Origin of the sequence: Pseudoalteromonas marina (assembly GCF_000238335.3) — a bacterium.
GTDB lineage: Bacteria > Pseudomonadota > Gammaproteobacteria > Enterobacterales > Alteromonadaceae > Pseudoalteromonas > Pseudoalteromonas marina.
Window position 1 is genome coordinate 1,287,473 of the sequence record NZ_AHCB03000005.1, and the last position, 24,393, is coordinate 1,311,865.

Here is a 24,393-nt window from a genome sequence, read left to right on the forward strand (position 1 = left end):
ACCGTGTAGTATTTTGGTTTAAATTAAATCATTTAAAAAATTCAAGGAGAGAAAAATGGGATTAATTTTAGGCCCTGTGCTGTTAATTTGGTTTGCTATTTTTATTTACTCAATTCGACTCGGTTATTTGCTTATTTATAAAAATATGGCTTTAGAGATCACGCTAATTACTTTCACCGTTGCTTTAGTTGGTGCTATTGCCTTTGTATTTTATGGTTACAGGCAATTTATAAATGAAACGTCGTTGTGGGCATTTGAAATACCCAGCTATTTTGTATTCAACAAATTTGCAATATTCACAGCTGTTTTGGCTTTATGTTTACATTTTTTTTCTACTAGTATGCAAACAAGCGCAGCCGTTAATTGTGTGGTGTTTATACTTTTGTTTATGTTTTCTGCTGCAGTGTTATTAAGTGTGGGGTTACATGACCGTTTTATAGGTTATAACAATATCCAACTTACTCATTAATTCAAGGGTAGAAGATGAGATCGTTTATTTGTGCTGTACATTTTGTGTGTGCTCAATGGCTAAAAAAAGTTGACCCAAATAATACGCAAACGGGGTACAAGGCGAGTGTCCTAATCGGTATGGTGCTATCTATTTATATTGGTTTATTTGCTCTTTTCTTTTATTTTGATTATGTAAAATTACTTACTGATTCCGTTAGAAATAATTTAATCGTGTTCAGTACACTTTATTTAGCGTTAATTTTAGGGGGTATGCATTTAGCGTTGGGTAACGCTGTTGATTATAAAAGCAGAGTTCGTGCAAGGTTGAATACAACAGTGCTTAGGCATTACACGCTTGGGTTAAAACTTTGGATATTTGGTCTGATACCTTACTTCATAACTTTGGTAACTATTTTTATATTGAACTCGAATTAGTACTATTCTTTTCTGCGCTTTAGCGTGCTTATTTTCGTATCTACCTCAAATTAATTGCGATATACAAATACATAGGTAATTGTAAACCAATAAAAATAAGGAGCTACATAAATGCTTAAACCATCAATCAAATTATTAAAGCTAAGCATGCTTGCGTTTGCTTGCTCAGCATCAAGTGGCGTTATTGCGGCTGATATGCAATATAAAGATCAACAAAATCTGCATGATATTGCGGCAAGTGTGTCAGCAGAGCGAATTGGCAGCGATATTCAAACGCTGGTGGACTTTGGTACACGTCATACACTTTCAGAGACTAAATCTGACACTCGAGGTATTGGTGCTGCTCGACGTTGGATTAAAGCTGAGTTTAAAAAAATATCCGCACAATGTGGTGGGTGCTTAGAGATTATTGAGGTATCAGACACTATTTCAGGCGAAAAACGCATACCTGATCCTGTTGAGGTGGTGAATATTGTTGCTATTCAACGCGGCAGTACTGAACCAAATAGAATGGTGATGATGTCGGGTGATATAGACTCACGTGTAAGCGATGTAATGGATTTTACTAGTGACTCTCCTGGCGCTAATGATAATGCATCTGGTGTTGCTGGTGTTATTGAAGCGGCACGCGTACTGAGTAAATATAAATTTAATGGCTCTGTGGTTTACGCTGCGTTATCAGGGGAAGAGCAGGGGTTATTTGGTGGTAAAATTTTAACCGCGCACGCTCAAAAGAATAACTGGCAAGTACATGGTGTTTTAAATAATGACATGATTGGCAATATTACCGGTATAAATGGAGTGACTGACAACACAACCGCACGTATTTTTTCAGAAGGTACACGTGTTGTTGAAACAAAAGCACAGGCTCGAACTCGTCGATTTACGGGTGGTGAGGTTGATTCTGCAAGTAGAAATTTAGCCCGTTATATTGACACTGTTGCTGATAGGTACATCCCCAACCTTGATACAATGCTTGTTTACAGGCTAGACAGGTTTGCACGAGGCGGGCACCATCGTCCATTTAACGATGCTGGGTTTGCAGCAGTGCGCATAATGGAAACAAACGAGCATTATGATCGTCAACACCAAGACCTACGAACAGAAAATGGCATTACATATGGCGATACGATTGACGGGGTTGATTTTGATTATGCAGCTAAACTAACATCACTCAATGCGGTAACTATGGCATCTATGGCTTGGGCTCCAGCCCCTCCTAAAGACGTTAAAATTACTGGCGCAGTAAAGGCTAGTACTTCGATTTCGTGGCAAAAAAGTAATGATGACACAATTGCCGGTTATAAAATATATTGGCGTTACACAAGCGAGCCGCAATGGCAGTTTAGTAAATACGTTGGTAATGTTTCTGATTTTACACTTGAGAATGTAGTAATAGACAATTATTACTTTGGTATTTCATCTGTTAGTCATGATGGTTTTGAGTCGCCCGTTGTGTTCCCTGGGGATGTTGGTTCGTTTGACCATAATATAAAATAGCAATTTGTATAAAAACAAAGCAGTCAGAGTTTTTAAAGTGCAAGCAGCCTGTTTTATGCTTGCACCTTATTTACTAAGACCTTACAGTGTTTAAAAAGAAGTAATAAGGTCATTACAATGGAACAACAACAAAAACAATTAACACCTGAAGAGCAAGCACTAGCTGAGCAACAACGTGTTGCATGGCAACGTGGATGTTTTCAAACAGCACAAAAGTATTTAGCAGAAAAAGGCATTATGCCTAAATCAGTAGTTGAGCAAGACAGCAGATTTTTAGCCCCTATTTGCGCCATGTGGAAATTTAAAGCGCAAAACGGAAAAACGTATTGGGTAGTTACAGGTCAATTACCAACAGACCATGCTGAAGTGGGTGCAGCGTCAGATGCGCGTGATGCCATGCGTTATTTTTCATTGCAATGGCAGTTAAAAGCAGACCAGATAATGAGTGCGGGCGCACGCGATAAAACACAGGCAGACTTTGCTAACCTATTAGTGAAAAGAGCACATGGCCTTTACGAGTTATACGATAACGACAAACTGTGGGCTCACGAACCAAAGTAATCAAAAAAGGGTAATCAAGCTTTGATTACCCTTACAACTTAATTAATGAACTAGTGTGAAAGGTGCTGTATCAGCACACCTAACCGGGCATTTCATTCTTTGCCTAGGTATACCTGCCTCCATAAACACATTACCCTGTTTTATAAAGCCGTTACGTTTAAATCGTTCAACTTCGTGTAGAACACAATTAACGCTAATTGATTCAATACCTTGTTCTACTGCTATGTCAAAAATATAATTAAGTAACGAGCAGTAAACATCTCGGTTTCTGTGATCAGGCAGTACAGCTAACCGTCCAATTAAGCCATCATTACATAGGCGGGCTGTTGCGACGGGACAAAAGCTGTCGTCTGTAACAAGCACATGCAAAGCTAATTTATCGAGGTTATCGAATTCAACGCGTTTAGGGATATGTAATTCGTAAACAAATACACGCTCCCTTATTTGTTGTAACTCATTTTTTTGTCGATCCCATTCAACTTTGTTTATACGATAACCCACAATTGCCTCCTACTTGTTACTCTTGGTTTGCGTTAAACCAAATGCCTTCATTAACAAGTATAGTAAACATTTGAACAAAAACTAGACTATTTTGAGCGTTAGCTAACTCATTAGTATTAAACTCGGTTTCGTCCGTTAGTAATTTTACTGCTGCTATGTCCCCGATAGGAAGAGTGAAATTGTCACCATTAATACTTACTAAAAGCTCATTTTCACACAGCTGATAAATTGCTCGTGTTCCACCTACACGTTCAAAAATAGTATCTGGCTCTGCCAATTCGTTTGCTATTTGCTCTTGGGAAAAAGCAGGTTCTACTGGTGCCAAGTCCATTTCATGTTTGGGTTGGCTTAAAGTTTTGCCAAGCCATTGCTTGAAAAGACCATCATCTTCTAGCATTGAGGCGATAAGATGCTTAACCTTTTCAACTTCATTATTTGTAAGCTCACCTTTTGAGGCTCTTGTAACTAAGTTGTGGTCTGTGTAGCGTTTTTGACCGCTTTCAGTATCAATAACATGATCGGCAAAGCTTGATAGTAAATCTTGCTGATTTGGTGCTCTAAAACCAACAGAGTAATTAAGTGCATTTTCAACCGCGTAGCCTTCATGCGGGCAGCCTGGTGGAATATATAAAATATCACCGGGCTCTAAAATGCAGTCTATGACTGCTTCAAAGGCTTCAACTTGCAATAATTTTTTATTTTGAGCAAATTGCTTAAGAGTTGGGTCGGGTAGTCCAACTCGCCAATGACGCTTTCCTTCACCTTGAATAATGAAAACATCGTATTGATCTAAATGCGGGCCAACACCCCCATTAGGGGTAGAAAAGCTGATCATTAAATCATCAATGCGCCAGTTAGGGATAAATCTGAACGGTTCTAGCAGCTGGGCTGCCTCTGGATGCCAGTGGTCGACTGCTTGCACTAATAACGTTGAATTTTCCTCTGTGAGTAAATCAAAGTCCTCGAATGGCCCTTGATGGGTTTGCCAGTCGTTATTGTGATTTGTAACAATACGCGATTCAATAGCGTCTTCCATTGCTAAGCCAGCAAGTTCGTTTGCATCAAGTGGATCTTCAAAGTGACTAAACCCTTGTTTGATCAAAAGAGGTTTTTTTTGCCAAAAGTGGGTTAAAAATTCTTGTTCAGATAAATCGTTTATTTTTAATTGATACATACGTTTGCCTGCCGGTAATTGCTTTGCTTTTTATACAAAAAAAGCGAAAGGATAACCCTTTCGCTTTTTGATAGTGGTGATTGATAATTAAACTAAATCATCAATAAATTCAACCGCACGGCCAATGTAATTAGCCGGTGTTAGTTTTTTCATTTCTACTTTAGCAACTTCAGGAAGATCTAAACCATCGATGAAGTCAGCCATTATTTCTTGATTTACGCGCTTTCCACGGGTTAAATCTTTAAGTTTTTCGTATGGCTTTTCAATGCCGTATTTACGCATAACTGTTTGAATAGGCTCTGCGAGCAATTCCCAGTTCTGGTCTAGCTCTTCAAGTAAACGTGGTTCGTTAACTTCAAGCTTGCTAACACCTTTAAGCGTTGATTGATATGCAATAAGCGCATAACCCATACCCACACCAAGGTTACGTAGCACTGTCGAATCGGTAAGATCACGCTGCCAGCGAGATACAGGCAGTTTTTGTGCAAGGTGTGCAAAAATTGCATTTGCTAAACCTAAGTTACCTTCTGAGTTTTCAAAATCAATAGGGTTAACTTTGTGTGGCATAGTTGATGAGCCAATTTCGCCAGCAATGGTTTTTTGCTTAAAGTGGTTAAGGGCAATGTAACCCCAAACATCACGGTCAAAATCAAGCAAAATAGTATTAAAACGTGCAATTGCATCAAATAATTCTGCAATGTAATCATGTGGTTCAATTTGTGTGGTAAACGGGTTCAATGTTAAACCTAGGCTCGATACAAACTTATCTGCATGAGTATGCCAGTCGTAATCTGGATAAGCGCTAAGGTGAGCATTATAGTTACCAACAGCGCCATTTACTTTACCAAGCATTTCTACTTGCGCAATTTGATCGCGTTGACGCTTTAAACGCATGTATACGTTTGCAAACTCTTTACCCATAGTTGATGGTGTAGCAGGTTGTCCGTGCGTACGAGTCATCATTGGCACTGCTTTGTACTCAATTGCTTTTTCTTTGATGGCGTTAAGTAATTGGTCACAGTATGGCAATAATACGCTGTCACGTGCTTCAGTTAACATTAAACCATGTGATAGGTTGTTAATGTCTTCTGAGGTACATGCAAAGTGAATAAATTCGTTAATAGCATGTAGCTCTGCGTTATCAGCTACTTTTTCCTTTAAAAGGTATTCAACGGCTTTGACGTCGTGGTTAGTTGTTCGTTCAATATCCTTAACGCGCTGCGCGTCGGCTTCACTGAAGTTATCAACAATAGCGTTTAAAAGTGCATTTGCTTGGTCGCTAAATGCGGGCACTTCTTTAATGTCGCTTGCTGCAGCTAACGCTTGCAACCAACGCACTTCAACAATTACACGGTATTTAATTAATCCAAATTCGCTGAAAATACTGCGTAGTTCAGTGGTTTTGCTGCCGTAGCGACCATCAACTGGCGAGATAGCCGTTAACGCTGAAAGCTCCATAATAACTCCTAAATTTTTGTTTGAACGATAATTAAATTTTTGCTTTAGCAATGGCGATTATTTTTCTTTTTGCAAAGAAAAAATGACGGCGTTTACCGCCCATTTGTCGCCACAATACTGCACTTCTGATGCCGGCAAGTAGTAATGCGCGGATTTTATTTTGAGTGAGTTGCTGTTTTAATAACTCGGGTTTACCATAAACCTGTATTCGATGCCCAAGGGGGCTTAGCACCGACGAGTATATATCTGCCAAACCGGCAACAACGGTGTCATCGGTTATAGCAAAATGGTCTAAACGACGATGAATATCATCAATACGTTTACCTAATTCGTTTAAGCTTTTGTCGTTTGCGCTAAGTGCTCGCTCAAGCTGCATTAAGCCACCTACATATTTTACAATCTCAACGTCTTTCTGAGCGCCCGCTGATAGCTGTTCCATCAACGTTTTGTAGCCATCTCGTAAATTATGAGTGCCTTGATATACATCTTCGGGTGATGCTGGCGATGTTTGTACAATACTAGACAGCAATATGTCTAAATCGTGTTCATTATTACTGCCGTATTGCGCTATTTTTTGTACTTGTTTAGCGGCTTGGCACATAGCGGCAAGCGCCATAACTTGGTGTTCATTCATTACTTGATCACCGAGTCAATAATACCGCCGCCTAAGCAAACTTCTTGCGCATAAAATACCGCAGACTGACCTGGTGTAACCGCTTTTTGAGGTTCATCAAATAACACACGGGCCATACCGTCATCACCAACAAGCAAAGTACAGTTTATATCTTCTTGACGGTAACGTGTTTTAACTGTGCAACGCGTTGTTCCTTTTGGACCTACACGGTCTACCCAGTGAAGTTGGTTAGCATTTAGACCATTACTATATAGGCGAGGGTGGTCTTTACCCTGGCCAACAATAAGTACGTTACGCTCGACATCTTTGTCTACAACGTACCAAGGTTCGCCTGAGCCTTCTTTCATACCGCCAATTAATAAGCCTTTTCGTTGGCCAAGTGTGTGGTACATTAAGCCTTCGTGCTCGCCAACGTTATTACCTTCAGTGTCTTCAATAACACCTGGTTGGGCAGGTAAAAATTTTTGTAAAAAGTCTTTAAACTTACGTTCACCAATAAAACAAATACCAGTGCTGTCTTTTTTATCATGTGTGATTAAATCTTGCTCTTCAGCAATACGGCGAACTTCTGGCTTGGCTATATCGCCTACAGGGAATAGCGTTTGAGCAATGTGTTCATGACTTAACGTGTATAAAAAGTAACTCTGGTCTTTGTTGTTATCTAAACCACGGCACATCACATATTTGTCGTCCCGAAGCTCACGACGCACATAATGGCCTGTCGCAATAAAGTCAGCTCCGAGTGCTTGTGCAGCAAATTCCAAGAAGGCTTTAAATTTGATTTCCTTATTACACATAATATCGGGGTTAGGCGTGCGGCCTGCTTTGTACTCTTCTAAAAAGTATTCAAATACGTTATCCCAATATTCAGCTGCAAAGTTAACAGTATGAAGTTCGATACCTAACTTGTCACACACTGCTTGCGCATCTTTCAGGTCTTCTGCAGCGGCACAGTACTCGTCATTGTCGTCTTCTTCCCAGTTCTTCATAAACAGGCCTTCTACTTGGTAGCCTTGTTGTTGTAACAAATATGCAGATACTGAAGAATCAACACCGCCGGACATACCAACGATGACTTTAATGTGACTATTTTCGCTCATGAATAATTTCGCTTATACAGATTACTGTTAACTTGGAAAGGCCGCGATTATAGCATGTATTTTGTTTGCGCTTAAAGAGACTAACAAGGCAAACCTTACAATTAGTGAGTAATTTATTAATATAATAAATAGCTAAGATACCTAAGGCGCTTACATAACATTTTTTTGATAAAAGTTGATTCTAATTCTACGCTTAACGTACAGAACAAAATACGAGCCATATGTTAAAAATTAATAATAAGTTCTTTAAAAGTGATTAGAGTATATATACACTCATTAATAATAAAGTTTGATGGGTTAGCCCATTCAATAAGCTGTAAAATATAATCAATGGAATGAATATATGAATCACGCATACAAAATTAATAAAATTAGATCGTTTGTAGAACAAAACAAACACCAAGTAAATCTTATCTCAAATAAGCTTTTAATCATAAACCTGCAAGAATTAAAAAAGTCAGCCTACCATCTTTTTTATGAACTAATAAAATTCAAGCATGTTCAGCAAGCTCAATCCCATCACCAAATCAGTGATTTGTTTAATTTAATTAAAAACACTACAGAAGTGCTTAGCCTCGAAATGAAGCTTTTAGATAAATTAGAACACTGGTGGCTAGAATGGTATTTTGCTTTACAAATGCATGAACAATTGAGCGCTGAAAGCAAAGAAATGCCGATGAGCTTTTTATCACGCAGTACCTTAAACCCAATGCGAAAACATGAGATAAGTCACTATGCTAAATTATTTTCCGTGCTCCCTATGCCAGTGTGTAATGTGTGTAGCAAAACCGGTGATATTCTTAGAGTAAACCAACGGTTTGTAGATGTGTTTGGTTATACTGTTGAGGATGTGCCTAACCTACATGCATGGTGGAAAAAGGCCTACCCAGATCCGCACTACAGAGTGCAAGCTCAAAATTTATGGTCTGAAGCTTTAAAAAAAGCGAAAAGTAGTAATGACGATATACCTGCCAATAACTACACAGTTGCACGTAGTGATGGCACTCAAGTGGTTATGGAGGTATCGGGCATAAAGATAGGCGAAGAATTTTTAGCCGTATTTAAAGATGCAACCGAGCGAATAGAGGCTGAGGATATTTTAAGGGATATGGCATTTTTGGACTCATTAACCAAAATTGCCAACAGGCGTCGATTTGATGAAAAACTTGCCCATGAATTTGATAAAGCAAAGGAATGTGAAGGGGCAATATCGTTAATAATTATTGATGTTGATTTTTTTAAACAGTTTAACGACCGTTACGGACATTTGGCTGGGGATTCTTGCTTATATGAAGTGGCTCAAACTATTGCTTCGACAGTAAACCGTCCTGAAGACTTTGTTGCCAGATATGGTGGTGAAGAGTTTGTTGTATTGCTCCCTGATACTGATAAGGAAGGTGCATTATTTATTGCTGAGCAAATACAAAAGGCCGTTGAAAGTTTAGCAATTGTGCATGAAGATACCTACAGTGGCTTTTTGTCAGTGAGCATGGGCGTTAACTCAACGGCTAGTTCCCAAGACGATAAGGTAAGCTTTGTTAAAGGAGCCGACAACGCACTGTATTATGCAAAAGAGCAAGGCCGAAACTGTATTGCACTACACTCTGAAAGTTAGATTAAATTTTTATTACAAAGGTTTAGGTGAGGGGGTAGCGATGGCGTGAAAGTTTTGCTCTATTTTTACTTATACTTACATGGATGCAAGTCAGAAGAATAGCGCTGGAGCAATTACACACCCCACGTCACTAAGTAATCCCTCTAGGCAGAGTAAACTTTAAAACAGACCATTAATATGCCTTAAATTTTTATTAGTTGTAAATAGTATCTAGGCTTAATAGCGGACGCGTTACCGAGTCATCAATGCACTTTTGAACGAGCGGACTTCGCAGTGGTAAAGATTTAACTTTCTCTAGGTTGAACCAATGGGCACTTATAATATCATCATCAATAGGGTTAAGTTGTTGGTTGGTGCCACTAGCATCAAATAAAAAACAAAACCTTAGGTAATGAACGCCGTTGTCAGCGTACAAGTTATAAACACCTAAAAAGCCTGTAGGGGTGAGCGATAAACCTGTTTCTTCATATAATTCGCGGCTTGCTGCTTGAGCTAGTGTTTCGTTCTTTTCTAAATGACCAGCCGGTTGATTATAGCAAATTTGCTTAGTAAATTTATCGCGTTCTTTTACTAATAAGTATTCGTTATGGTTTTTAACTATTGCGGCTACTGTTACATTTGGTTTATGCATTAATGCTACCTTTAATGATTTTATATTCACCAGTATTAATGTCGTCTAAAGTGTAATTACCTATGCTGTAACGAATTAGCCTAAGAGTAGGATGGCCAATGTGAGCTGTCATTCGGCGAACTTGTCTATTTTTACCTTCATTAATGGTAATACTGAGCCATGAGGTAGGTATAGACTTTCGTTCACGTACAGGGGGAGTTCGTTGCCAAATGTTAGGCTCTTCTATCATTTTTACATTAGCAGGCAGTGTGAGCCCATCTTTAAGCTCAACGCCTTTACACAAAGCTTGTATTGACTCAGTCGAAGGCTCACCTTCTACTTGAACCCAGTACGTTTTATTGGTTTTTTTATTAGGTGCTGTTAATGTATTTTGTAGTTTCCCGCAGTTTGTGAGCAGCAATAAACCTTCGCTATCGCGGTCTAACCGTCCTGCAGCATATACATCCTTGATAGGAATAAATTCAGCTAGCGTCTTTCTGTCTGCATCGTCTGTAAATTGACAAAGCACATCAAATGGCTTGTTAAAAAGTACAATTTTTTTGTCTTTAGCGTCTATTTGAGGTTTTATTTCTCTTTTGTTTGTAGGCTTTTTAATTGCACTTCTAGAATACGTGCGACCCGTATTACGCTTGGTTAAGGAAGCGGGGGGTTGCTTGTTACTCGATTTACTTCTCATTAAATACACCTTGCTGGTTTTGGTAATCCAGCAATTTTTGTGGCTTGTTTAGCTGGGCCTTTTGGAAACAATTTATAAAGGTAAATACTATTACCTTTATCTTCTCCGAGTGCTTTGGCCATGGCTTTTACTAGCATTCGGATGGCTGGACTTGTGTTGTATTCAAGATAAAATTCGCGGACGAAGTTAATCACTTCCCAGTGTTGTTCGCTAAGCGATATGTTTTCTTGCTCTGCAATAATGGGGGCTAGTTGCTTAGACCATTGTGTATGGTCGAGTAAATAACCTTGCTTATCTGTGTCTATTGTTTGTTGGTTAAATTCAAGCATGGGTTACCAAGTAATTAATTGCGTAGAGGTTAAAGTAAGAGACACAAACTCGTCATAGCTAATGGCAGTGTCGTTATTTGATAGCTTAATTGCACGAACGAGTGCGTCCTCTTCAAGTACTAAGAGGGTGTCTGAAAATTGTTTAAATTGTTTATTAGCAAAGCATGCGTCACCTAAAAGCAATATACGGTCATCAGCACAAATTAAGTTTTCTAGCTGGTTAGCAGAATAGTAATTTAATGGTTTTGAAAAAATATGTAGTGTGCTCATAAGGTCACCACGTGATGTTGTTTTTTGATAAGTGTTTGTTGTTCACCAAATGTAACCGCGTGCGCGTCTATGAGTAAATCAGTTTTACTTAGACCATAATCAAGGAGCGATTTTTCACATACATAGATGTTTTCTACGTCATAAATTTCTAGCGTTTTAATGTTTTTAAAAAAATCTTTAATACCTATGGTGGAAGGGGTTTGATTCTTTTTTAATGCTAAAACAGCGGGGCCACTAAATAACCAGCTTATATTTTGATCGACAGCAGCAAAAATCAACGTCATATCGAGGGCATCGCGCAGGTTAAGATCATCAAATGGGCTACTTTGACTCATTACTAATACATTAATCATTTAAATTGCACCCATTTATCAGCGTCGCTTACAAGCATTGCGAATTCAGCTAAACCTGCAACAGAAAATACGCCTGTGTTTGACGTATCTAAGCCTCTTTTTTCTGCCGCGGTTACACACAGCATAAGATTAATATTTTGACTTGATAGCGCCTGCCATAATGCGCTAATTTGAAGCTCGTCAGAGGCTAAGTCAAAATGTGTTGATGCATGATAAACGCCTTGCTGATACAAAAATATTGCGTCTATGGTGTGCCCTTGAGATAAACACGCATTAGCAAACTTAATTATGCGTTGGCTGGTGTCGTGATCTGATGGTGGTGTGTGTAATGAAAGAACAAATCGTGCCAAAACAATTCCAATAAAAAAGCCCCAATAAAGGGGCTATTTTAACAGAACTATTTAATTAGTCATCACTTGCGCCAAGTAGGTGCAGTAGTGAAGTAAATAGATTGTACACATTTAGGTATAAAGATACTGTAGCGCGAATGTAGTTAGTTTCTCCGCCGTTAATAATGCGGCTTGTATCAAATAAAATTAAGCCAGACATAATTAATACAACCGCAGCGTTAAGCACCATAAACATTAAAGAACTACCGATGAATATGTTAACAATGCTTGCAACAATAACCACAATTAGGCCAACCGTTAAAAAGCCGCCCATAAAAGAGAAGTCTTTTTTGGTGTTGAGCGCATATGCAGATAGACCAAAGAAAATAAGTGCTGTTGAACCAAGAGCTTGCATTATAAGCATTGGGCCATTAGGCATGGCAGCGTAATGGTTTAACATTGGACCTAAACCAGCCCCCATTAAACCTGTGAAAGCAAATACCCAAAATACACCAGATGCGGTGTCAGCTTTTTTGTTTACAACAAATAATAAACCAAACGAAACCAGTGTGAACACAATTCCCATAAAGTAAGGTAATTGTAGTGCCATTGAGATACCGGCAGTCACTGCACTAAATGCAAGTGTCATCGCAAGTAAAAAGTAGGTGTTTTTAAGTACCTTGTTTGTTTCAATGGTAGACATTACCGGTTTAGCGGTATTGTACGATTGATTAAACGCCATTGTAGAGCTCCTTTAAGTGAAACGTGTGTTTCGATAATTTAACTAAAATTAGATTACCAACTCTTATATGTTTGGGCAAACCTTTGTGGATCAATAGACATTAATTTTTAAATTAAAGTTCATTTAACCACCAAAAAGAAAGTTTTTGTTTTATCTTTGAACAAATTAATTGTTTTTTAAGCACTTAAGCAATTTTTTTAAAAAAAAGCTTCACAAAGCCAACGGGTTTCCCTATTATGCAGGCCGTGCGGAGAGATGGCAGAGTGGTCGAATGCACCGGTCTTGAAAACCGGCATAGGTTTGTAGCCTATCTAGGGTTCAAATCCCTATCTCTCCACCACTTATTACAATAACTATGAGTACACTCTTACTTGTAGTTTATAGCACTTTAGGAGAGATGGCAGAGTGGTCGAATGCACCGGTCTTGAAAACCGGCATAGGTTTGTAGCCTATCTAGGGTTCAAATCCCTATCTCTCCACCATTATATTAAAGCCCGCAAACAGCGGGCTTTTTTGTTTTTTGAATTTGACTATCAATTGCAATTGGCATTTATGTTTGATCAATTTTAAAATTAAGCATGAAGCTGAAGACATCAAATAACTCTCCTGTTTAACATCTGAAAATGAATCACCTGTCTTGTTACTCAAAAGCAATAACTTTACCTTTATTAAAATTATTAGCCGGGAACGGTAGGTCGTTTGTTGTTTAATGTGTTTTATTTTTGTTCGTAATTTACGACCATAGTCTCTGTTTCTAACTTTGGGTTCTTGGTGCATGCTTATAAATAGAGTTTAAGTGTGTTGTTAAGGATTATTAAATGAAACACCAATTAGCAAAAAGCGTTGCGCTTTCATTACTTTCTCCTGTGATTGTGGGTAGCCTATTAGGTATTTATTATTCAATAACGCTACAAGGTGAATTTGTCTCTATATTTTTTTCATTATTGATGACGGCCATATCTAATGCGCATATTGTTGGCTTAACAATGGCTGCATTTGTTGTCCCAGGCTATTTATTAATGTTTAAATATTCAAAAGTAAACTATTCCGGTGTTTTAACGCTTGGTTTACTTGGTGGTGCTATTTTTAGCTTTCTTTTAAGTGCCTCCACAGGCGAAATATTTTTAATAAATAGTGTTATGTCAGCAATAGCGGCAGGGCTGTTTTTATTTGGTCTTCGTAAAACTTCAAAATCATAATCGCTTTTTTATTAACCAAGGGCGTACTTAAACTACGGAAATTCCTTTTTTTTACCTGCAAAAGGTTCCAATTTTTCACCACAAAGAGTACCTTTAACTACTGTATGTTTAATAAGAAGTAGTTTGGTATGCAAAAGCACGATTTTTACCAGTCATTAGTTAAACAAACTGAATCGCTGATTGCCGGTGAGTCGAATGTAATTGCTAATATGGCAAATATAAGCGCGCTGTTATTTACCTCTTTAGATGATGTAAATTGGGCGGGCTTTTACTTTATTGATTCGCCGTCAGAATTAGTACTAGGCCCATTTCAGGGTAATCCAGCATGTATTCGTATTCCAGTAGGAAAGGGTGTATGTGGGACGGCTGCGGCTACGTTGCAAACACAACTAATTGAAGATGTTCATGCATTCGACGGGCACATTGCCTGCGACGCGGCATCAAACTCTGAGATTGTTGTACCTATCATGAAACATGGTAAAATATTTGCAGTGCTAGATATTGATAGCCCTAGTATTTCTCGGTTTGATACTGATGACAAAGCGGGATTAGAAGCATTGGTTAAATGCTTTGAGGCTAGCTTGTAATGAAAGATTTGCTAAATGTTCAGGACTACCTGTTTGCTATACAAGATGTAGGCGATTGGGAAGGCGAAGAAGAACATGTAGCGGAAACGCTCAATGATTTGATTCACATTGCTTGGGACAAACTCCCAGATGATTTAGATTGTGAATCAATCGATGAAATAATAAATGGTATTTGGGAACACCTTCGAGGTGATATGGCTGTACTTGAAGCCGATTTCGAAGAACTGGTCGACTGGGTAATACACTATGTTGATTCGTCCCTTGATGAAAAGATGTGAAAAATAGGTTCTAAAATGGAAACCACAAACAAGCTAAAAGATATTAATGAAGTATTGGAGTTCTTGTACCAAGAATTTCCACAATGTTTTAAACAAAAAGACGGTATCAAACCGCTTAAAGTCGGTATTTTTAAAGATATTGCTGAGCGTATTGAAGGGTCTGAAAAAGTAAGTAAGACTCAAGTACGTCAAGCATTAAGAAAATACACGTCTAACTGGCGTTATTTAGAAGCTGTGACAAAGTCGGAGTTTCGTATTGACCTTGATGGCAATGAAGGTGAAAAAGTTGAGCAAGAGCACATTGATCATGCTCAAAAAGCACTAGAAGAAAGCCGTGCAAAAATGGCGAAGCGCAAGAAACAACAGCGTCCACGTCAAGACTCAGATTCTAAAAACTTTAAGAAAAAGCCTGCACATGCAAACAAGGGCGCTGATAAAAATGCGTCAGCTAGCAAAGCAACTAAATCTGCACCAGCTAAACGTTCAGGTAAAATTGAACCTTTACCAGCAACAGAGGTCAAGGTTAATAACAAGGTTAAAGTTAAACTAGGCCAAGCACTTGTAAATGCAGTAATCACTGAAGTAAATAAAGACGACGTTCATGTTGAGTTAGTGACTGGTATGCAAGTTAAAACCAAAGCAGACAGCTTATACACTGTTTAAGTTGTACATAAATTAAGGAGTTTGTATGAGTAAAAAGTTTACGCTCATTCCGGTAGTTGCAGCCCTGTTTTCAGGTTCATTATTTGCTGCTGTAGAGCCTGTCACCATTGATGATTTACCTCTACTCAAGCAAGAAAGTCAACATGGCACTGCCAGTAAGCGCGTGGCAAGCTTATTTACTCGTTCACACTATATCCCGGTTCGATTTAACGATGAACTTTCTAGTAAAGTGTACGATCGTTACATCGAATCCCTTGATTTTAATAAAAGCGTTTTTTTAGCCAGTGATATTGCATCCTTTGAGCAATATCGCGATAGCTTTGACAACGCTTTAACTACCGGCAAGCTAGGCTTTACGTTTGATATTTTTAATTTAAGCCTAAAGCGCCGTTTTGAACGTTACGAATATTCACTTTCTTTATTAGAAAATGAAATGACGTTCGAAAAACAAGATGAATACTTTTTTGATCGTGAAGATGCAACGTGGCCAACATCGCAAGCAGAGCTAGACGAGATCTGGCGAGAGCGTGTTAAGTACGATGCACTGCGATTAAAAATGACTGGTAAAGATTGGGAAGGAATCAAAGAGGTTCTTACCAAGCGATACAAAAACGCTGAAAAGCGTCTAGTTCAATCTAACTCAGAAGATGCATTTCAAATTGTTTTAAATTCTTTAGCTCGCACGATTGAGGCGCATACGTCTTACCTATCACCAAGACGTGCTGAACAATTTAAAATGGATATGGACCTAGAACTTGAAGGCATTGGTGCTGTACTAACTCCTGACGAAGATTACACCGTAATTCGTAGTCTTGTACCAGGTGGTCCTGCAGACAAAACCGAACAAATTAAAGCAGATGACCGTATTATTGGCGTAGCACAAGACGGTGAAGATTTTACCGATGTGATTGGCTGGCGTTTAGACGATGTTGTAGATTTAATAAAAGGCCCTAAAGGCACGAAAGTACGTTTGCAATATTTGAAAGGTGCAGATGCTCATGGCACACCTAAAGTGGTCGAAATTACTCGTGACAAAATCCGTCTTGAAGACAGAGCTGCAAAGTCAGAAGTGTTTGAAGCTAAATATTCTGATTTATCAAGCAAGATCGGGGTTATTGAAATCCCAGGTTTTTACAATAATTTGTCTAAAGACGTAAAAGTTGAGTTAGCTAAATTAAAAGAGGCTAAAGTAGACGGTATTATTATCGACTTACGTCAAAATGGTGGTGGTTCGTTATACGAAGCGACCCAGCTTTCTGGCTTATTTTTCGATCAAGGTCCTGTTGTACAAATACATACTCTAAATAACCGAATTGAAGAGCAAAGAGATCGTGATGGAGTTACTTATTACGACGGGCCATTAACGGTTTTAGTTGATCGTTACAGTGCGTCTGCATCTGAGATTTTTGCCGCTGCAATGCAAGATTATGGTCGCGCTGTTATTATTGGCGAACAAACATTTGGTAAAGGCACTGTTCAGCAACATAAAGGTCTTGCAAGAGCGTATGATCTTTACGATAACCCATTAGGTAGCGTGCAATACACCATAGCTAAATTTTACCGTATTAATGGCGGCAGTACTCAGCACAAAGGTGTTATTCCTGACATTTCATTTCCATCGGCTATAGATCCTGCCGAGTGGGGTGAAAGTAAACAAGATAATGCACTTCCTTGGGATAGCATTGTTAAAGCAAAATATAAAAAGTTAGGAAATTTAACTCCAGTTATTCCTTACCTAGAAAAGCAGCATAAAGATCGTATTAAATCTGAACCTGAGTTCGGCTACGTGTTTGATGATATAGCGTTGTACAACGAAGAAAAAGATCGTAAAACGATTTCTTTAGTTGAAGCCACGCGTATTAAAGAAAAAGAAGAAGGTGAAGCGCGTGCATTAGTTCGTACAAATGAGCGCTTGAAACGATTAGGTAAAGATCCGGTTGAAAACCTAGATGATGTACCAGATGTAATTGATGAGCTTGACCCGTTCCTTGAAGAAGCGGCCTTAATTACTCAGGACTACATTAACTTTGGTCGCATCGCCAAAAAGTAAAAACTGGTTTTACCACTACAAAAAAGGCGCTCGTGCGCCTTTTTTGCTACCTATCACAGCCTAAATTGTTATAATCTCTAACTATTAAAAATTGAGCCGGCTTAGAAATGCTCAGTTAATACGCACTAAGTGCTAAAAATAATAATTAAACACGCTGTATGTGTGTAGGAGTCTCAACTTTGAACCCATTGGATGATAAACCAGTAAAACCCGCCTCATTTCTTGATGCATTAATTCCTATTTCAGTTTTAATTTGCTTGTTAGGGGCTGCGGTTTACTTATTTGGTGACAACTCGTCATCTGGACCAAACCAAATTGCACTTTTATTTGCAACCTTCGCAGCTGCTCTAATTGGCCTAAAAAACGGCTACACGTGGAAAAAGCTTGAGCAAGCTATGATAGAGGGGATAACACTTTCTCTTGGCGCTATACTCATCTTATTAATGGTAGGTGCTTTGATAGGTACTTGGTTGTTATCGGGCACAGTACCAACGCTAATATATTATGGCCTGCAAGTGATTAACCCTAGTTGGTTTTATGCAGCAAGTTGTTTAATTTGTGGCATTGTGGCTATGAGCATTGGTAGCTCGTGGACCACTGCAGCTACAATTGGTGTCGCTTTATTAGGTGTTGCTACGGGTCTTGGTTTAGATCAGACAGTTACAGCTGGTGCTGTTATATCTGGTGCGTATTTTGGTGACAAACTAAGCCCACTCTCTGAAACAACTAACTTAGCGCCCGCAGTGGTTGGCTCTGACTTATTTGAACATATTCAGCATATGCTATGGACAACAGTTCCTAGCTTTGTGATTGCGCTTATTATATTTATATTTATGGGCTTTAACGCAACGGCTTCTAATGAGGCTGGGCGTTTAGACGAAATTACGCTAATTTTGGAGCAAAACTTCAATATTGGTTTTGAGATGCTCATTCCTTTAATTGTGCTTTTAGTGCTAGCAATTAAAAAAATGCCTGCTTTTCCTGCTATTTCTATTGGTGCTGTGGTTGGTGCTGTTTGGGCTATGCTATTTCAGTCTGACTTAATTGGTTCTCAAATTGATACTTCTCAAGGCGAAGTGGTTGGGTATTTCAAATTAGTATGGACGACATTTTTTGACGGTTTTAGCATCGATACCGGTGATGACAAAATGGACTCACTACTTAGCGGTGGCGGTATGGCGGGAATGTTAACAACGACGTGGTTAATTATGACTGCGCTTATGTTTGGCGCTATTATGGAAAAAACAGGCTTGTTAGACATTTTCGTAAAAAGTATTTTAAAAATAGCGAAAAGTACAGGGTCTTTAATTGCCTCGACAATTGCGACGTGTATTGGTACTAACCTCATTGCAGCCGATCAATATATTGCTATTGTGGTTCCTGGACGTATGTTTAAAGATGAATATGAAAAGCGCGGTTTAAAGCCAGTTAATTTATCTCGTACCTTAGAAGATGGCGGTACGATTACCAGTCCACTTATTCCTTGGAATACATGTGGTGCTTACATGCAAAGTGTACTTTTAATAAACCCTTTCGATTACGCACTTTACGCTTTCTTTAACTTAATTAATCCCGTTCTAGCTGTTATATATGCGTATCTCGGTATTAAAATTTTACGTATTAAGCCGAAACAATCAGCCTAAATTTAGTAGCGCCTCTTCATATAGAGGCGCTTTTTTTGGAGTAATCATGACCGACTCAAAAACCCCTCAAGCTCAATATCTCAAAGACTATAAAGCACCAAATTTTTTAATAGACCACACAGACTTAACGTTTGATCTTCAGCCTACAAATACAACGGTAACAAGCGTACTGACGTTAACGCGTGTTGGTGATAATCAATCACCTCTGATTCTAGATGGCATAAATTTACGTTTAACGTCCTTATCGATAGATGCGATTGAGATAACAGATTATAGCGTTGTTGATGAGCAGCTAATTATTAATAACTTACCAGAGCGTTGTAAATTACGTATTGTGACTGAGATATCTCCTGAGACAAATACATCTTTAGAAGGTCTTTACTTATCTGGTGGAGCGTATTGTACACAGTGTGAGGCGCAGGGCTTCAGAAAGATAACATATTACATGGATCGTCCTGATGTGTTGTCTACGTTTGATGTGACTATTATAGCTGATTCAAGTTATACGCATTTATTATCTAATGGTAACCAAATTGACAAAGGTGAGACACCTGACGGCCGTCATTTTTCTAAATGGCAAGACCCATTTAAAAAACCAAGCTATTTATTTGCATTAGTTGCTGGTGATTTTGATGTATTAAACGATACCTATACAACTAAAAGTGGCCGAAAAATTGATTTAGCATTATTTGTAGATAAGGGTAATTTGCCTAAAACACCGCATGCGATGCAATCCCTTAAGAAATCTATGCAATGGGATGAAGAGCGTTTTAATTTAGAATATGACCTTGATATATACATGATTGTAGCCGTAGATTTCTTTAATATGGGTGCAATGGAAAACAAAGGCTTAAATATATTTAACAGTAAATGTGTTTTGGCCAATCAAGAAACAGCAACGGATAAAGATTACCATACTATTGAGTCTATAGTAGGTCATGAATACTTTCACAATTGGACTGGTAATCGTGTTACGTGCAGAGATTGGTTTCAGTTATCACTGAAAGAGGGGCTCACTGTATTTAGAGACCAAGAATTTAGTAGTGATCTTGGATCGCGTGCACTCAACCGCATTGATGCTGTTAAGGTGATGCGTACGCATCAGTTCAGTGAAGACGCAGGTCCTATGGCGCATCCTATTCGACCGGAAAAAGTTATTGAAATGAATAACTTTTATACCGTAACAGTATACGACAAGGGTGCTGAAGTAATCAGAATGATGCATACCTTGCTTGGTGAGGTTAACTTTCAAAAAGGGATGACGCTTTACTTTAAACGCCATGACGGTCAAGCAGTTACGTGTGACGACTTTGTCAGTGCTATGAGTGACGCATCGGGTGTTAATTTAGAGCAATTTAAGCGTTGGTATAGTCAGGCGGGTACGCCTCGCTTAAATGCTGTAGAACATTACGATAGTGCCTCAAATACCTACACACTAACCATAGAGCAAAATGCACCGATTAATCAGCCCGATAATAAACCGTTGCACATCCCGTTTGCTATTGAGTTGTTGGACGAATCTGGCAGTAGTATCGAATTACAGTACAAAGGTTTAAAAGTTAGTAATGTGCTTGATGTTACCGATAAAAAGCAGAGTTATACTTTTGAGAATGTGACTTGTAAACCTGTTGCCGTGTTGTTAGAAGACTTTTCTGCTCCGTGTATCCTAACCCAACAAACAACTGAGCTTGAGCTTTTGCATATTATGCGTTTTGCACGAAGTGATTTTTCACGTTGGGATGCACAGCAACAATTGTTTATAAAAGCGGTAAAAGCAGCAATTAACTCAGATACACAATCTCAATTAAGTGACGAGATAATTGAAGCCTTGCGTGTTTTAATTGTTTCAAAACAAGGCGATTTAGCGTTAATTGCTGAGTTATTAAAATTACCTAGCTTTGACACTTTAGCCGCAGAATTTGAAATTATTCCTGTTGATGAAATTATTCGTGTTGTAGCACAGTTCGAAATACAAATTGCCACAAGCCTTAATGATGAGCTTATCGCATGTTTTGGTTCATTACATGACGATGGTAGCATAAGCGCCGAAGCGGTTGCTGTGCGCTCACTACAGCAAATTTGCCTGCATTATGTTGCAAAGGTGCCGAGCAAACAAACAGATAAATTTATTAATCTAGCTGCTAGCTCGTCAAATATGACCAATGTATTGGGGGCACTTAGCGCTGTGGTTAAAGCCTCTCATCCACTTTGTGATGATTTATTGTCGCACTTTGATAGTCAATGGCGACATGATGTACTTGTTATGGATAAGTGGTTTGCGCTTCAAGCAATGCAAACAGGTGAAGATGCTATTATTAATATTAAGTCATTATACGAGCACCCAAGTTTTGATTTTTCTAACCCCAATAGAGTCCGTGCTTTAGTGGGGAGTTTTAGCTACTTTAATACTGAGCAATTTCATCGAGAAGACGGACAAGGATATGTATTGCTTGGTGATTTACTTGTTAAGCTAAATGCAATAAATCCACAAAATGCATCAAGAATGTTAACACCGTTTATGTCTTGGAAACGTTATGATAAAACACGTTCAGCGCTTATGAAAACGCAATTGGAACGTTTATCTAATTTAGATGGACTAAGTGACGACTTATTCGAGAAGGTTGAAAAAGCGCTTAATTAAATGCTTGAATATTACTTTAATTTAAGATTGAGCTATAACGACTGTATGGATTACTACCACGGTCGATATAGTTCTGTGCAAGTGGTTGAAGAGGGCGGAAAATCAATTCGGTTTTCTGCCGATCATTTAAGACCGTTTGTTACAAGTTTAGGTGTCAGAGGGCGTTTTAGAATGTTACTCACCCCTGAAAATAAATTTATTCGTATTGAACGAGTGGCTTAGAGCGCTATTTTTATGTTATAAAACCATAAAAATATTGTCTTTTTGTTAATTTCAATTTGTTCTATTGTTAAATAACGTGTATAAATTATCTGGTATGACGTCTTACCAATACGTAAACGTCAGCTGACACACTATATATATGACAGATTGAATGCGACTATTTGTAATTTATACAATTCGCTTCTATCGTTACGATTACACTAAAAACAATAACTTGATCACACAATATGACCCGCGACAGGGGGGAACCACAATGATAAGAAGATCGCTTTTTGTTAAAAACAAAATCGCTATAGGTTTAGCAGCCGCTAGTTTAGCCCTAACTACAGCAAGTTCACAGGCTGTAACATTTGACGCCGGAGGGTTTGATATAACCTTCGATTCAACTTTTTCTTACGGCCAAAGTATTCGTGTAGAAGATAGAGACTTTAGCTTAATAGGTAAAAGTAATAACCCTGCTTTTGATTGGACTGGTTACAACCCAGCCTTAAATACTATTTATTCTTCACAAGATGTTTGGGCACAGCCTGGGTCGTATTCAAATAATGGTGACGCAGGTAATCTTAACTTTGACAGCGGTGATTCATTCTCCAAACTGTTAAAGGGAACACATGACCTTTCAATAAACAAAGATAACTACGGTCTATTTACTCGTTTTATGTACTTTTATGACTTTGCTTTGATGGATGGTGACTTTGCCTATGCAAACCCTACATCAGGTCAAAGCGTAGATCCTTGTGATGATGAAGATACAAAAGAACAGAGCTGTGCAGACATTCGCCTACTTGATGCATTTGTTTGGGCTGATTTCGACTTAAACGACGGCAAAAACCCACTTTCAGTACGTCTTGGTCAACAAGTTGTTAACTGGGGTGAAAGCACGCTTATATCTCATGGTATAAATGTTAACCCTGTAGATATCGATAGATTGAAAGCGCCAGGCGCTGAGCTTAAAGAAGCATTTATTCCTGTTGGTATGCTTTGGGCATCATTGGGTATTACTGATAACATCACCCTAGAAGGTTTTTATCAGTACCAATGGCATGAGACTCGCTTGCCAGCTGCAGGTACTTATTTTTCTACCAATGACTTTGCAGCAGAAAATGGTTACCAACAAAATGTTCAGCTAGGCTTTACGTCTAACCCTGATATAGATGTTGCATTTTTAACTGAAAGTTTAAATAACTTAACTGCAACCTATGCTCAAGTAGCTGCGGCTCAGGGTATTGATCCTACAAGTGCAGAAGGCCAAGCTTTACTAGCTAATATGTACCTAGCGCACCCAACCAAGGTTGCACTTAAAGGTAAAGGTGGTAACGGTAAAACTGAACCAGATGATGGTGGTCAATATGGTTTACGATTAGGCATATTTTTACCCGAGTGGAATGACACTGAAATTGCGCTTTACCACGTAAATTACCACAGCCGTCGTCCTCTTATTTCAGGGCGTGTATCTAATTTTTCTCAAGCTGCCATTGCACAAGATTTAGCAATGATTTCTACAACAGAAATCACTGATGATAATGTTGCTGACTTAGTTGCATTTTCTAAAGCTGAGAATGAATACCCTGAAGATATAAAACTTTATGGTGTGAGCTTTAATACGACTATTGGCGAGACTGCGTTTGCAGGTGAATTTGCTTTTAGACAAGACGAGCCTCTGCAAATTGATGATGTAGAATTACTTTACACAGCAATGCCTGAACAGCTAGCTGTTGCTGGTATTCGTCCTGATTTTGCCGGTATTTCGCAAATGAGTATTGGTGATGCAATCAGTTCTGTAGGTCCAGGTGAAGTTGCAAAAGGTTATATTGAACGTGATACCTCACAAATTCAGTTTACTGCAACGCATTTATTTGGCCCGTCATTAGGAGCTGACAGTTGGGCTGTGGTAGGTGAAGTGGGCGCCGTTAAAATTCACGATATGCCAGATTACGATGAAATGCGTTTAAATGTGTCAGGTACTGGTCGAAGTGGTGTTATCACTGGCCCAGGTACAACAGATTACTCAACGTTGCATTTAGGTCTTTCAAATGGTCCTGAAGAAAAGTCGTTTGCAACGGGTTCATCGTGGGGTTACCGACTAATTGCTAAGGGTGACTATTTTAACCTTTACAACGGTATCAACTTTTCACCTCGCTTTGTATTTTCACATGACGTAAATGGTAACACACCTGATCCGATGTTCTTGTTCATTGAAGATCGTAAGTCATTAGGTGCTACTATGAACTTTAACTACCAAAATGCGTGGTCACTTGACGTGAGCTACAACTCATTTTGGGGCGGTGGTGGTGTAAACACCTTCTCAGACCGCGATTACGTTTCTTTCAATTTAAAATATTCTATTTAGGG

The 24,393-nt window shown here is 38.7% G+C and carries 25 protein-coding genes and 2 tRNA genes; 15 read left to right on the plus strand and 12 right to left on the minus strand.

The genetic code is table 11. The features are described from left to right. The first annotated feature begins 55 nt into the window (after positions 1 to 55). The 3 genes from PMAN_RS05995 to PMAN_RS06005 all read left to right on the plus strand — a co-directional run bounded on the left by PMAN_RS05995 (position 56) and on the right by PMAN_RS06005 (position 2,946). The gene (locus tag PMAN_RS05995; RefSeq protein ID WP_010556405.1) at positions 56 to 469 is read left to right on the plus strand and encodes a hypothetical protein; all 414 of its coding nucleotides are present in this window, start codon (positions 56 to 58) and stop codon (positions 467 to 469) included. Between the two features lie 527 nt (positions 470 to 996). Beyond that, positions 997 to 2,385: a M28 family peptidase gene (locus PMAN_RS06000; protein ID WP_010556407.1), complete on the plus strand. Its 1,389-nt coding sequence runs from the start codon at positions 997 to 999 to the stop codon at positions 2,383 to 2,385. Between the two features lie 117 nt (positions 2,386 to 2,502). After that, a complete protein-coding gene (locus tag PMAN_RS06005; RefSeq protein WP_006792842.1) occupies positions 2,503 to 2,946 on the plus strand; it encodes a DUF4826 family protein in 444 nt (147 codons plus the stop codon). A 42-nt stretch (positions 2,947 to 2,988) separates the two neighbouring features. Here PMAN_RS06005 and PMAN_RS06010 read toward each other — a convergent pair whose 3' ends face one another. From PMAN_RS06010 to mnmA, 5 genes are all read right to left on the minus strand, one after another. Continuing rightward, positions 2,989 to 3,447 (minus strand): GNAT family N-acetyltransferase, encoded by a 459-nt coding sequence (locus tag PMAN_RS06010; RefSeq protein ID WP_010556408.1) that lies wholly within the window; start codon positions 3,445 to 3,447, stop codon positions 2,989 to 2,991. Positions 3,448 to 3,463: 16 nt separating this feature from the next. Further along, positions 3,464 to 4,621, minus strand: a complete 1,158-nt coding sequence (locus tag PMAN_RS06015) for a ribosomal protein uL16 3-hydroxylase (RefSeq protein WP_010556409.1) — start codon at positions 4,619 to 4,621, stop codon at positions 3,464 to 3,466. An 87-nt stretch (positions 4,622 to 4,708) separates the two neighbouring features. Then, positions 4,709 to 6,079, minus strand: coding sequence for an adenylosuccinate lyase (gene purB, locus PMAN_RS06020; protein WP_006792839.1), 1,371 nt, complete (start codon positions 6,077 to 6,079; stop codon positions 4,709 to 4,711). A gap of 31 nt (positions 6,080 to 6,110) precedes the next feature. Next, on the minus strand, positions 6,111 to 6,713 hold the full coding sequence (hflD, locus tag PMAN_RS06025) for a high frequency lysogenization protein HflD (protein ID WP_006792838.1): 603 nt from the start codon (positions 6,711 to 6,713) through the stop codon (positions 6,111 to 6,113). Next, positions 6,713 to 7,813, minus strand: coding sequence for a tRNA 2-thiouridine(34) synthase MnmA (gene mnmA / locus PMAN_RS06030; protein ID WP_006792837.1), 1,101 nt, complete (start codon positions 7,811 to 7,813; stop codon positions 6,713 to 6,715). Before mnmA ends, hflD begins: the two co-directional genes overlap by 1 nt. Before the next feature lie 343 nt (positions 7,814 to 8,156). Here mnmA and PMAN_RS06035 point away from each other — a divergent pair, with 343 nt between their 5' ends. Next, complete coding sequence (locus PMAN_RS06035) at positions 8,157 to 9,428, plus strand: sensor domain-containing diguanylate cyclase (protein WP_010556410.1); 1,272 nt, start codon at positions 8,157 to 8,159, stop codon at positions 9,426 to 9,428. Between the two features lie 193 nt (positions 9,429 to 9,621). On the opposite strand, the gene PMAN_RS06040 is transcribed toward PMAN_RS06035, so the two are convergent. The 7 genes from PMAN_RS06040 to PMAN_RS06070 are packed head-to-tail and all read right to left on the minus strand — an operon-like array spanning position 9,622 to position 12,758. Then, positions 9,622 to 10,059 carry an NUDIX domain-containing protein gene (locus PMAN_RS06040; protein WP_008127293.1) on the minus strand — a complete coding sequence of 146 codons (438 nt, stop codon included), beginning with the start codon at positions 10,057 to 10,059 and terminating at the stop codon, positions 9,622 to 9,624. Further along, positions 10,052 to 10,735 carry a pseudouridine synthase gene (locus PMAN_RS06045; protein WP_010556411.1) on the minus strand — a complete coding sequence of 228 codons (684 nt, stop codon included), beginning with the start codon at positions 10,733 to 10,735 and terminating at the stop codon, positions 10,052 to 10,054. The genes PMAN_RS06040 and PMAN_RS06045 overlap by 8 nt, the downstream gene beginning before the upstream one ends. Further along, a complete protein-coding gene (locus PMAN_RS06050; RefSeq protein WP_006792832.1) occupies positions 10,735 to 11,064 on the minus strand; it encodes a TusE/DsrC/DsvC family sulfur relay protein in 330 nt (109 codons plus the stop codon). Before PMAN_RS06050 ends, PMAN_RS06045 begins: the two co-directional genes overlap by 1 nt. Before the next feature lie 3 nt (positions 11,065 to 11,067). Beyond that, a complete protein-coding gene (locus PMAN_RS06055) occupies positions 11,068 to 11,334 on the minus strand; it encodes a DsrH/TusB family sulfur metabolism protein (RefSeq protein ID WP_006792831.1) in 267 nt (88 codons plus the stop codon). Further along, the gene (gene tusC / locus PMAN_RS06060; RefSeq protein WP_010556412.1) at positions 11,331 to 11,687 is read right to left on the minus strand and encodes a sulfurtransferase complex subunit TusC; all 357 of its coding nucleotides are present in this window, start codon (positions 11,685 to 11,687) and stop codon (positions 11,331 to 11,333) included. The genes PMAN_RS06055 and tusC overlap by 4 nt, the downstream gene beginning before the upstream one ends. Next, positions 11,684 to 12,037: a sulfurtransferase complex subunit TusD gene (gene tusD / locus PMAN_RS06065; RefSeq protein WP_006792829.1), complete on the minus strand. Its 354-nt coding sequence runs from the start codon at positions 12,035 to 12,037 to the stop codon at positions 11,684 to 11,686. The genes tusC and tusD overlap by 4 nt, the downstream gene beginning before the upstream one ends. 55 nt (positions 12,038 to 12,092) lie before the next feature. Further along, entirely contained in the window at positions 12,093 to 12,758 is a 666-nt protein-coding gene (locus PMAN_RS06070) for a Bax inhibitor-1/YccA family protein (protein WP_006792828.1), read from the minus strand. Positions 12,759 to 13,007: 249 nt separating this feature from the next. Between PMAN_RS06070 and PMAN_RS06075 the strand changes: the two genes are divergently transcribed. From PMAN_RS06075 to PMAN_RS06125, 11 genes are all read left to right on the plus strand, one after another. After that, a tRNA-Ser gene (locus PMAN_RS06075) sits at positions 13,008 to 13,098 on the plus strand. Between the two features lie 51 nt (positions 13,099 to 13,149). After that, positions 13,150 to 13,240 (plus strand) — tRNA-Ser (locus tag PMAN_RS06080). A gap of 336 nt (positions 13,241 to 13,576) precedes the next feature. Then, positions 13,577 to 13,957, plus strand: coding sequence for a hypothetical protein (locus PMAN_RS06085; protein WP_008127308.1), 381 nt, complete (start codon positions 13,577 to 13,579; stop codon positions 13,955 to 13,957). A 128-nt stretch (positions 13,958 to 14,085) separates the two neighbouring features. Further along, the gene (locus PMAN_RS06090) at positions 14,086 to 14,544 is read left to right on the plus strand and encodes a GAF domain-containing protein (protein WP_010556413.1); all 459 of its coding nucleotides are present in this window, start codon (positions 14,086 to 14,088) and stop codon (positions 14,542 to 14,544) included. Beyond that, positions 14,544 to 14,822, plus strand: coding sequence for a hypothetical protein (locus PMAN_RS06095; RefSeq protein WP_006792822.1), 279 nt, complete (start codon positions 14,544 to 14,546; stop codon positions 14,820 to 14,822). Before PMAN_RS06090 ends, PMAN_RS06095 begins: the two co-directional genes overlap by 1 nt. A gap of 15 nt (positions 14,823 to 14,837) precedes the next feature. Further along, positions 14,838 to 15,485 (plus strand): RNA chaperone ProQ, encoded by a 648-nt coding sequence (gene proQ, locus PMAN_RS06100; RefSeq protein ID WP_006792821.1) that lies wholly within the window; start codon positions 14,838 to 14,840, stop codon positions 15,483 to 15,485. 25 nt (positions 15,486 to 15,510) lie between these two features. Next, positions 15,511 to 17,535, plus strand: a complete 2,025-nt coding sequence (gene prc, locus PMAN_RS06105; RefSeq protein ID WP_006792820.1) for a carboxy terminal-processing peptidase — start codon at positions 15,511 to 15,513, stop codon at positions 17,533 to 17,535. A 179-nt stretch (positions 17,536 to 17,714) separates the two neighbouring features. Next, the gene (nhaC, locus tag PMAN_RS06110; protein WP_010556414.1) at positions 17,715 to 19,178 is read left to right on the plus strand and encodes a Na+/H+ antiporter NhaC; all 1,464 of its coding nucleotides are present in this window, start codon (positions 17,715 to 17,717) and stop codon (positions 19,176 to 19,178) included. Between the two features lie 46 nt (positions 19,179 to 19,224). Continuing rightward, on the plus strand, positions 19,225 to 21,819 hold the full coding sequence (gene pepN, locus PMAN_RS06115; RefSeq protein ID WP_010556415.1) for an aminopeptidase N: 2,595 nt from the start codon (positions 19,225 to 19,227) through the stop codon (positions 21,817 to 21,819). Then, positions 21,820 to 22,041, plus strand: coding sequence for a DUF2835 domain-containing protein (locus tag PMAN_RS06120; protein WP_008127316.1), 222 nt, complete (start codon positions 21,820 to 21,822; stop codon positions 22,039 to 22,041). A gap of 253 nt (positions 22,042 to 22,294) precedes the next feature. Further along, positions 22,295 to 24,391, plus strand: coding sequence for a DUF1302 domain-containing protein (locus PMAN_RS06125; protein ID WP_010556416.1), 2,097 nt, complete (start codon positions 22,295 to 22,297; stop codon positions 24,389 to 24,391). Positions 24,392 to 24,393: the final 2 nt, after the last annotated feature.